This window comes from Gordonia sp. NPDC062954, from assembly GCF_044543825.1.
GTDB lineage: Bacteria > Actinomycetota > Actinomycetes > Mycobacteriales > Mycobacteriaceae > Gordonia > Gordonia tangerina.
Genome location: NZ_JBITWL010000052.1, coordinates 1 through 9416, shown reverse-complemented (window position 1 = coordinate 9416; position 9416 = coordinate 1). Strand labels below are relative to the sequence as shown.

Annotated in this window: 6 protein-coding genes and 1 pseudogene; 4 read left to right on the top strand and 3 right to left on the bottom strand. The window is 61.9% G+C overall.

Going from position 1 to position 9416, the window contains the following annotated elements; genetic code table 11:
* Nucleotides 1-124 precede the first annotated feature (124 nt).
* Together ACIGKQ_RS24925 and ACIGKQ_RS24920 are read right to left on the bottom strand one after the other, a co-directional pair.
* Nucleotides 125-1263, bottom strand: a protein-coding gene (locus tag ACIGKQ_RS24925) for an IS3 family transposase (RefSeq protein WP_085949120.1) whose coding sequence is annotated in 2 segments (ribosomal slippage) — nt 125-993 and nt 993-1263 — 1140 coding nt in all. Because the reading frame shifts where the segments join, the coding sequence is not laid out codon by codon here.
* Between the two features lie 208 nt (nt 1264-1471).
* The gene (locus ACIGKQ_RS24920; protein ID WP_005194688.1) at nt 1472-1948 is read right to left on the bottom strand and encodes a PaaI family thioesterase; all 477 of its coding nucleotides are present in this window, start codon (nt 1946-1948) and stop codon (nt 1472-1474) included.
* Nucleotides 1949-2056: 108 nt separating this feature from the next.
* Here ACIGKQ_RS24920 and ACIGKQ_RS24915 point away from each other — a divergent pair, with 108 nt between their 5' ends.
* From ACIGKQ_RS24915 to ACIGKQ_RS24900, 4 genes and pseudogenes are all read left to right on the top strand, one after another.
* The gene (locus tag ACIGKQ_RS24915; protein WP_005194691.1) at nt 2057-2665 is read left to right on the top strand and encodes a TetR/AcrR family transcriptional regulator; all 609 of its coding nucleotides are present in this window, start codon (nt 2057-2059) and stop codon (nt 2663-2665) included.
* Between the two features lie 91 nt (nt 2666-2756).
* Nucleotides 2757-5780 (top strand): RND family transporter, encoded by a 3024-nt coding sequence (locus ACIGKQ_RS24910; RefSeq protein ID WP_005194693.1) that lies wholly within the window; start codon nt 2757-2759, stop codon nt 5778-5780.
* A 113-nt stretch (nt 5781-5893) separates the two neighbouring features.
* Nucleotides 5894-7020, top strand: a pseudogene (locus ACIGKQ_RS24905) (IS3 family transposase).
* A gap of 105 nt (nt 7021-7125) precedes the next feature.
* Nucleotides 7126-7476: an integrase core domain-containing protein gene (locus tag ACIGKQ_RS24900; RefSeq protein WP_005194698.1), complete on the top strand. Its 351-nt coding sequence runs from the start codon at nt 7126-7128 to the stop codon at nt 7474-7476.
* A 323-nt stretch (nt 7477-7799) separates the two neighbouring features.
* Here ACIGKQ_RS24900 and ACIGKQ_RS24895 read toward each other — a convergent pair.
* A protein-coding gene (locus ACIGKQ_RS24895) for an IS3 family transposase (RefSeq protein ID WP_085949121.1) occupies nt 7800-9058 on the bottom strand; the annotation gives its coding sequence in 2 pieces (ribosomal slippage) (nt 7800-8713 and nt 8713-9058; 1260 coding nt in all).
* Nucleotides 9059-9416 lie beyond the last annotated feature (358 nt).

Here is a 9416-nt window from a genome sequence, read left to right as displayed (position 1 = left end):
TAGGGAGACCATGACAATGTCCGAGTCATTGCTCGACACCTATCCACACCGAATGGGCGGCCATTGCGGCTCCAGCGCGATGCGCGACTTGATGGTGAGGGGGACCCGTTTGGTGGTCCAGTCGCTATGCGGCTTGGGATTGGTGGGTCGTGGTCCACTGTAGAGCGAATTCAGCGGGGCTGAGTTCGCCGTGGGCGCTGTGGGGCCTGGCGGTGTTGTAGTCGGTCCTCCAATCCTCGGTGATCACTTGGGCTTCGAGCAGAGAATCGAAGCGCCACGAGTTGAGCAGTTCATCGCGTAGTCGACCGTTGAACGATTCGATCCAGCCGTTCTGCCATGGCGAACCGGGGTCGATGAACAAGGCTCCGGTGCCGGTGAATCGGCACCAGTCGCGTACGGCGTGGGCGACGAATTCGGGGCCGTTGTCGAACCGCACGTAGACCGGCGCCCCGCGGGTCAAAGCCAGCGTGTCAAGGACTGCGACCACTTGGTCGGCGTCGATTGACCTGCCGATCTCGATGGCCAGGCACTCTCGGGTGTACTCATCAATGATGTTGAGTAGCTTGATCGTACGACCATCAGCGAGGGTGTCGAATTGGAAGTCCATCGCCCAGATCACGTTCGGCCGGATAGGACACATCGCCCCTACGGTGACACCGACGCCGGTCAACCGCTTCTTTTTGCGGCGCTGGGGCACTCGAAGTCCTTCCTCACACCATAGTCGACGAATACGTTTGTCGTTGACCGCCCATCCGGATTTGCGTGCCATCTTCGCTGCTCGCCGCCACCCCCACCGGGGCCGGTCGGTGGAGAACCTGCGTAGCCAGGCCCTCAGCCTGGTGTCCTCGTCGTCCGCTGGTTGTGTCCTCAGGCGCATCGTCGAGCGGTGGATACCGACCACCGCACACGCCCGACGCTGAGACACCCCGAACCGTTCTTGCAGCACCGTCACGGCGCGGCGTTTACGGTTCGGGGTCAAAAGTTTCCCGACGACAGGTCCTTGAGCATGTCAATGTCGAGGGCCTGGTTGGCCACGAGCTTCTTGAGTCGGGCGTTCTCCGCCTCGAGTTCTTTGAGCCGCTTGGCGTCATCAGCTTTCATGCCGCCGTACTGGGCCAGCCAGCGATGCCACGTGGACTCCGCGACTTCGAGGTGCCGGCACACCTCGTCGAGTTCCTGACCAGCGGCGAGGAGCATATTGCCCTCGGCGAGCTTGCGGATGATCTGCTCCGGCGTGTGCCGGCGGCGCTTGTTCGATGTCATGACGTCGTTGATTCTTCCTGCTCGAACAATCGAGCAACAGAGTCCCACAACGACTGGACCACCCAGGAGGGCTCACCTCACAAGCTAAGCGCTCGGTTCACGGGGAGGGCGGTAAGGCGCTGCGAATGGGTTAGATACGTCTCGCCCTCAGGGTTGATGCAGCCTTGCTGTATCGGGTAACACCAGATGCAGGCGCGGTTACGGTATTCTAGTCGGCTTGAAGGAATCGAGTAATCAGGTCTGTGGCGGCGTCCGGGTCTCCGTGGTTCTGAAAGTGACTTAAGTCAACTTTCACGAACACGGCGTTCGCGGTGAAATACGCTTTCTTGCCTACTGTGCCGACCGCTTTGATGGAGAGTGCCCGAGCGGTGTTATCGACGACCGTGGCGACGAGGTGCACGGGTGTGTGCAGTGGCACTGGGTGTCGGTACTCGACGGTGAGTGTTCGAGTGACTGCAGGTGTGCGGGCGATCCACAGGGTGAATCCCATGATGTCGTCGCAGGCTGCTGAGATGGCACCGCCATGGGCTAGGCCGGGTGCTCCTGATTGGCGTTCGTCGAAGGTTAGATCAGCGTAGACGTGGTCGTCATGCCTGTATACCTCGAGCTGGAGTCCGCTGGGGTTGTCGCTGCCACATCCCATACATGATGGCGAGTGCGCTGGTAGCCGCTGATCGAAGCCCATTGGGTGGTCCTCTCTGCGGTCCTCGTTCGGTGTTCGAGCACTCGCAGTTTCGTTCTGTTACCGACGGTATCGTTTGTGCTGTTGGTCTGGAGCGGGAAGTGGGCAAGGGTGGAGATCGCCGATATCGATGATGTGGACCCGAGGCGGGTTCGCTCGCGGGCGCGGTTGTTGGATGCTGCCGCGACCCTGCTCAGCAGCGGTGGGGTCGAAGCGGTCACCGTGGAGGCTGTAACCCGGCTATCTCGCGTAGCCCGCACCACGCTGTATCGACATTTTGAGAGCACCACGGACCTGGTGGCAGCAGCCTTCGAGCGGTTGTTGCCTCAGGTGGACAACCCTGAAACCTCGCAATCGATTCGCGATGACCTGGTCACATTGATGCAACGCCAGGCTGCTCTCATCGAACAGGCTCCGTTGCAGTTGACCACACTGGCTTGGTTGGCAATGGTTCCCAAGCAACCTGGCGAAGAACCAAACGCATTGGGGCCGTTGCGGATGCGCGTAGTCAACCAGTACCGAGAACCCTTTGATCGAGTGTTGACAAGTAGCGCGGCCGCCGCTGAACTCGACGATCCGGACTTGACCATGGCGATCACTCAGCTGGCAGGCCCTCTGGTCTTCGCCAAGCTCACCGGGATTCGCGCGATGGATGTCGCTGATCTCGAGCGCCTCGTCGATGACTTTCTTGCGGCGCACAGGCGGCGCCCGCCTACATAGCCTCACCGCCTTCCACTTTTACGCTACAACTTGTAGCGTAGCGCTACCGATGGTTCCACTGTGGGCCAGATGAGTTGGTGAGGTACTGCGTATGGTGGTCCATCGTCCCGATGACAAGCGCTTGGCAAGGCGGCCGTTGGTCGAGCGCAGCGAGTACAGCTCCACGTTGGGACGAATCGCGCGGTTCACTTTGACGCACAAGTCCCTGGTCATCGGGGTGTGGATAGCTGTCGGGGTGGTGTTGGCGGTGCTGTTTCCTCAGTTGGAGACGGTGGTGCGGCAGCAATCGGTAGATCCGATCCCTGCAGGGGTTCCGTCCTTTCAAGCTCTTGATCAAATGGGTGGCGCATTCGGGGAAAAGGGCGCTAAGACCACTGTCTTCGTGACCATGGAGAACCCGAATGGGCTTACAGAGGTCACGCGAGAGCGATACGACGCGTTGGTCCTACAGCTCCGTGAAAATTTTGACGATGTGCAATCGGTTCGTGACTTGCTGTCGGATCCGATCACTGCCCGCCAGGCGTTGAGTGAGGATGGCAAGGCCTGGTATCTGCCCGTCGGGGTCTCGGGGACCCTGGGCGGTCCGGCGGCGACTCATGCGGTGGAAACCGTCCGCGAAACCGCACGCCGGGTGTTTGAAGATACTGGTACCGCGGTTCATGTCACCGGACCCGCAGCCACCTTCAGTGATCAGATCGTGAGTGCCGAGAGCGACCTGGTCGTGATCACTTTGGCCACAGTCGCGCTGATCGCCCTGATCTTGCTGGTGGTGTACCGATCGCTGTTCACAGCACTGGTGCCGTTGCTGGTGATTGGTGTCAGCCTTGGGGTGGGCCGCGGCGTCTTGTCCGCACTAGGTGAGCTCGGAATGCCGGTGTCTCAGTTCACCGTCGCATTCATGACGGTCATTCTGCTCGGGGCCGGGGTGGACTACTCAGTCTTTTTCATCAGCCGCTATCACGAGCGGTTGCGCCAAGGCGCGCCTACCGCGGATGCTCTTGTGGACGCTACAGCGACGATCGGACGGGTCATCTTGGCCTCGGCGGCGACGGTGGCACTGGCATTCCTGGCTATGGCGTTCGGCGAACTGAGCGTCTTTTCCACCTTGGGTCCGGCCTGCGCGATCGCGATCCTCATCGGGTTCCTCGCCACTGTCACCTTGCTGCCGCCGGTGCTGCAGTGGGCAGCCCGCTTCGGTTGGGGCAACCCCCGACGAGACCTCACGCGCAAGTACTGGAATCGCGTGGCGGTGCTTGTCGTCCGCCGCCCAGTCCCCCTTCTCGCTATAACGATGGTGGGGCTGATCGTGCTGAGCACGATCGCGATGGGTATCCACATCACCTATGACGACCGCCAGGGCCAACCCGCGACGACCGACAGCAACCAGGGATATGCGCTGCTTGACCGCCATTTCCCCACAGATGTGACGGTTGCTGAGTTTCTTGTGGTGGATGCGCCGATCGACCTACGCACCGCCAGCGGACTTGCCGACCTCGAGCAGATGGCTTCGCGGGTATCCCAAATTCCCGGGGTGACTCGCGTCATCGGCGTCACCCGCCCCACCGGCGACAAACTCGAACAGGCCGAGCTGTCGTGGCAGAACGGTCAGATCGGGGACCAGGTGGCAGGCGCCGTCGCAGACGGCCAGCAACGAAAAGGCGACCTCGAGCAGTTGCGCTCCGGTGCCAACCAGCTCGCCGACGGGCTGGCCCAACTCGACACCCAGCTACGCCTCAACCTGACGCCACTCGCCGGTATCCTCACCCAAGCAAGCACCGCCGGTCAACAAATCCAGCAGTACCAACCACTCCTGCGCCAGCTCGCCGCGTCCGCGCCCGCACTCGACCGCGCCTCACAGAACGCCCCACAACTTGCCGCCCTGACCCGCCAAACATCCGCGGCGCTGACAACAGTGACCTCAATCCTACCCCTCCTCGACTCAGCGCCCTGGTGCGCCCAAGTCCCCCAGTGCGCAACCCTGCGCGCACAGATTCGCGACCTCAACGCCACACTAGGGAGTGGACTGCTCGACCAGATCACCACCCTGTCAACACAACTCGCACAACTAGACACACCCCTCACGACGGTCACCGACCAACTCACCGCAACCGTCAACTCCCTCAACTCCACCCTGAGCACCATCAACAACCAAGACCTGCCCGCTAAGATCACTCAACTCCAAACTGGCGTGAGTCAGCTCGCCGCAGGATCACGACAACTCGCCGACGGCGTGTCCGCGCTGATCGACAGCAACCTTCAGCAACTAGCCGGGATGGCCACCCTAGCCACGCAACTCCAAACCTCCGCCCGCGAAACCGCCGGAACAGACTCCGCGACCGGCTTCTACCTGCCACCTCAAGCCAACGCAGACCGCCGCTTTGTCGATGTCGCTCGCCAATTCGTCTCGCCCGACGGCCATACCGTGCGCTACGCAATACAAACCAGCTTCGACCCCTACAGCACCGAAGCCATACAACTGACCAACACCATCACCGATGTTGCAAACGCCGCCAGACCGAACACCACCCTGGAGGACTCCCACATCGCAATCGCCGGATTCCCCGCCATCAACGCCGACCTGCAACGCCTACTCGCCGACGACTTTCAACTCCTGGCACTGGCAACCCTCATCATCGTCGGCCTGATCCTAATCCTTCTCCTCCGAGCACTCATCGCACCGCTGTATCTCCTAGGAACCGTCGTCCTCAACTACACCGCGGCACTGGGCATCGGCGTCCTAATCTTCCAACACATCCTCAAAACCGAGATCGCCTGGCCTGTACCGCTATTGGCTTTCATAGTCCTCGTCGCCGTCGGCGCAGACTACAACATGCTGCTCATCTCTCGCCTACGCGAGGAATCCCAGAACAACATACGAATCGGCGTTCTACGAACCGTCACCAACACCGGATCGGTCATCACCTCGGCCGGCCTCATCTTCGCTGCCAGCATGTTCGGCCTCATGGCTGGCTCGATCTCCATCATGACCCAAGTTGGACTGATCATCGGTATCGGACTACTGCTCGACACCTTTATAGTGCGCACCATCGTCGTGCCGGCCATCGCGACACTACTAGGCAAAACCAGCTGGTGGCCGAACAACGAAACCGTTTAACGTACTCCTGGTTTAGTTCCCCAGTATCCGCGCGGGACTGTCGCTAGGGACTGCTGCACGGATAGGTGACATCTGATCTGGCTTGCCTTCGGGCGGTCGGGAAGGATGTAGCTGTGCCCAAGCCGTACCCCCAGGAGCTCCGAGACGATGCGATCCGGGTGGCTCGTGATCGTGGAGAAGGCGTCACGATCGAGCAGGTCGCCAACGACTTCGGTGTGCACCCGATGACGCTGCACAAGTGGATGCGACGCGCGAATATTGATGGGGGTCGCAGCCCTGGCGTGACCTCGACCGAGTCCGCTGAACTGCGCGAGGCCCGTAAGCGGATCCGCCTGCTTGAGCAGGAGAACGAGGTGCTGCGTCGAGCGGCGGCGTATCTATCGCAGGCGAACCTGCCGGGAAAAGGCTGTACCCGCTCGTGAAAGAGCTCGCCGCCGACGGGATTGCCGTCGCGTGTCGTGTCGGGTACTTCAGCTCTCGCGCCAGCCCTACTACCGGTGGCTGGCCAGCCCGGTCACCAATGCCAAGCTGGCCGCGGCGTATCGGGCGAATGCCCTGTTCGATGCCCACCGCGAGGACCCGAAATTCGGCTACCGATTCCTCGCCGGGGAAGCCGCCACCGTGGGTGAGTCGATGGCCGAGCGGACCGCGTGGCGGATCTGCCGCGACAACGCCTGGTGGTCGGTGTTCGGCAAGAAGCGAGGTCGTAACGGCCGACGACCGGGACCACCAGTCCACGATGATCTGGTCCAGCGCGACTTCACCGCCGAGGAGCCACATCGGTTGTGGCTCACTGGTATCACCGAACACCACACCCGTGAGGGCAAGCTCTATCTGTGTGCAATCAAGGACGTGCACTCAGGGCGGATCGTCGGCTACAGCATCGATTCCCGGATGAAAGTCCCGACTGGCCGTGGCAGCGTTGCACAGCGCGCTGGCCCGTCGTGGTGAGGTGGCCGGCTGCATCGTTCACTCGGATCGAGGGTCACAGCTCCGGTCGCGGAAATTCCTACACGCCTTGAATACTCACGGTCCAACGGGGTCGATGGGCAAGGTCGGGGCGTGAGGGGACAACGCAGCTATGGAGATCTTCTTCGCGCTCCTGCAACGCAACGTGCTCGACCGTCAACGCTGGGACACCCGTGAACAGCTACGGATCGCAATCGTCACCTGGATCGAACGGACCTACCACCGCCGGCGCCGGCCACCACATCGGCCGAGAATCAGACCCGGCGGCTGATGCGACTGGCCGGGGTCCGCGGAGTGCAGCGGGCAGCGAAGGCTTTCACCACCCGTCCCGACCCGACCACGGCCAGACCTACCGACCGAGTTCAGCGACAGTTTCGTGCCGATCGACCCAACCAGCTACGGGTCGTCCCAGCTATGGGTCGTCGACATCACCTGCGTGCGAACCTGGCAGGGCTTCGCCTACACCGAATTTGTCACCGATGCCTGCACCCGCGTGATCGTCGGTTGGCATGTTGCGGCTACCATACGGACCGAGCTGATCAGGCAGCGTCGGCCTTGGCGCACCGTCGAGCAGGTGGGGCTTGCCACCTGCGAATGGGTCTGGTGGTACAACCAACAGCGTCTACACGAAGCGCTCGACTATCAACCACCCACAGAGTTCGAGGCCGCCCTCAACGGCGCCTCAGCTATCTGCGAGTCGGCCGCCCCGGCCCTCGCAACCACATAGGAACTAAACCTGGGGTACTTCATGGTCTTGCGTCGACCAAATGAACCCCCAATACATATCGCTGGCCTATGCCGACCGGCTGATCGAGTTTAAAGTCGACCCCTCGGTCAGCACTGTGCGCGACTCCTCCGACAACACTCTCGCCGAAGCGTCAGGTACCGCGAGTGTCATTTGCCACGGTGAAGGGACCGCTGTGAGCTGATTTTTGCCATCGGGATGGGACCACCTGGATTGCCAGTTATGGGACCACCGGCGCGTTGCGCTGGTGGTCTCTTGTTTTGTCCGTTGGGCCTTGACCCCGGATCTTGGACACAGGGTGGGATTTATGCTGCGTGTAGAAGTGTAGCAGCGTAACGGTTTTCGTAGGTGAGTGGTGATTGGTGCCCGCACCACGAGTGTCTTCGGCGGTTGTTGTAACGCACGAGCCACCCAAAGACTTCACGCCGGCAGGTGAACTCATCGGGCCAGGACTGCTCATCTTGAAGGACCTCGCGTTTGAGCGTGGCGTTGAACGACTCGGCCATCGCATTGTCGGCGCTGGTGCCCACCGCTCCCATGGACTGGGTCACGCCGAGTTCAGCGCACAGGTTGGCGTAGGCCTTGCTGGTGTAGACCGAGCCGTGATCGGAGTGAAAGACCGCTCCCGACAACGACCCTCGCGTCTGTTGTGCCGCTTGCAAGGCATCGGCAACGAGATCGGTGCGCATATGATCGGCCACCGCCCACCCCGTCAACCGTCGGGAGTAGCAGTCGATCACCGTAGCCAGGTACAGGTTGGAGCCATCGGCGATCGGCAGATACGTGATATCGCCGACATACACCCGGTTCGTGGCGGGCGCGGTGAAATCGCGTTCCACCAGGTCAGGGACTATGCGATCGGCAGGTTCAGGGATCGTGGTGACCACACGACGGCGCCGCCGATAACCGACAATGCCGTGGGCGCGCATCACCCGCGCCACCCGTTTGTGATTGACCCGGTTCTCCAGCGCCACCCCATCGTTGAGTTCCGCGGTAATCCGCGGTGCACCACAGGTGCTGTCACCATCGTGAACCTCACGAATACGTTGCGCCAAAACATGATCAGCTTCCGCACGAGCCGCCCGGCGCGGGGCCGCCTTGCGCCAGGCGTAAAACGACGAACACGCGATCTCGAGGAGATCGCATAGCCACTTGACCGGGTAGGTGTCGAGGTGGTCGGCGACGAACTGGAAGCGGCTCACCAGTTCGTCTCCCCGGCGAAATACTTGGCCGCCTGACGCAAAATCTCCCGTTCGGTGCTCAGCTTGAGCTTCTCGCTACGCAGTGCCGCGTTCTCCCTCTCCAACCGTGCGATCTTGGCCTCAGCGCTTTCTGGCCCCACCACAGCGGGCCCATCGCCGTTGCGGGCCTTGAGCGGGCTGACCGCCCCGCTGCCATCGGCAGCGGTCTTGCGGCCGGTGCCGTAGCGCTCAAGCCAGTGACGCAACGTGCCGCGCTCGACCCCAAGATCGGCGGCGATACCGCGCACCGTGGCCCCGGGGGTCGACTCGTACAAGTCCACCGCGTCCTGACGAAACTGCTCTGAATAGTGTCTCCGAGCCATACCTTGATCATCTCGCTTCTCCCCGCGAACTGCGGGATTCAACGTGTCCAAGGTCCGGGGTCAGGTCCCGTTGACTCGGCCGTGACGAGCAGTCATGGAAGGGGCGGCGGCATGGGCTATCGGGAGGTTGCTGTGGAAGAGATCAGAGAAGTCCTGCGGTTGTGGCTGGGTCTGGCGGTGGGGTTACCGTCGCCGGGGCTGCGCACGATCGCCGCGCATGCGGGGGTGTCCGTGGCCATGAGAAAGTCCCCACTGGTGGGGGGTTGAGGTTCCCCCCGAACCGTAGAGGCATCGATAATGAGGAGCACGATGCCAGAGAAGCGGAAGAAGTACGACCGGGAGTTTCGTGATGGGGCGG

Bases quoted from the DNA above. Each gene is read 5' to 3' on its own strand.
- ACIGKQ_RS24920 (WP_005194688.1), bottom strand. From the start codon at position 1,948: ATGGGCTTCGATCAGCGGCTACCAGCGCACTCGCCATCATGTATGGGA.
- ACIGKQ_RS24910 (WP_005194693.1), top strand. From the start codon at position 2,757: ATGGTGGTCCATCGTCCCGATGACAAGCGCTTGGCAAGGCGGCCGTTG.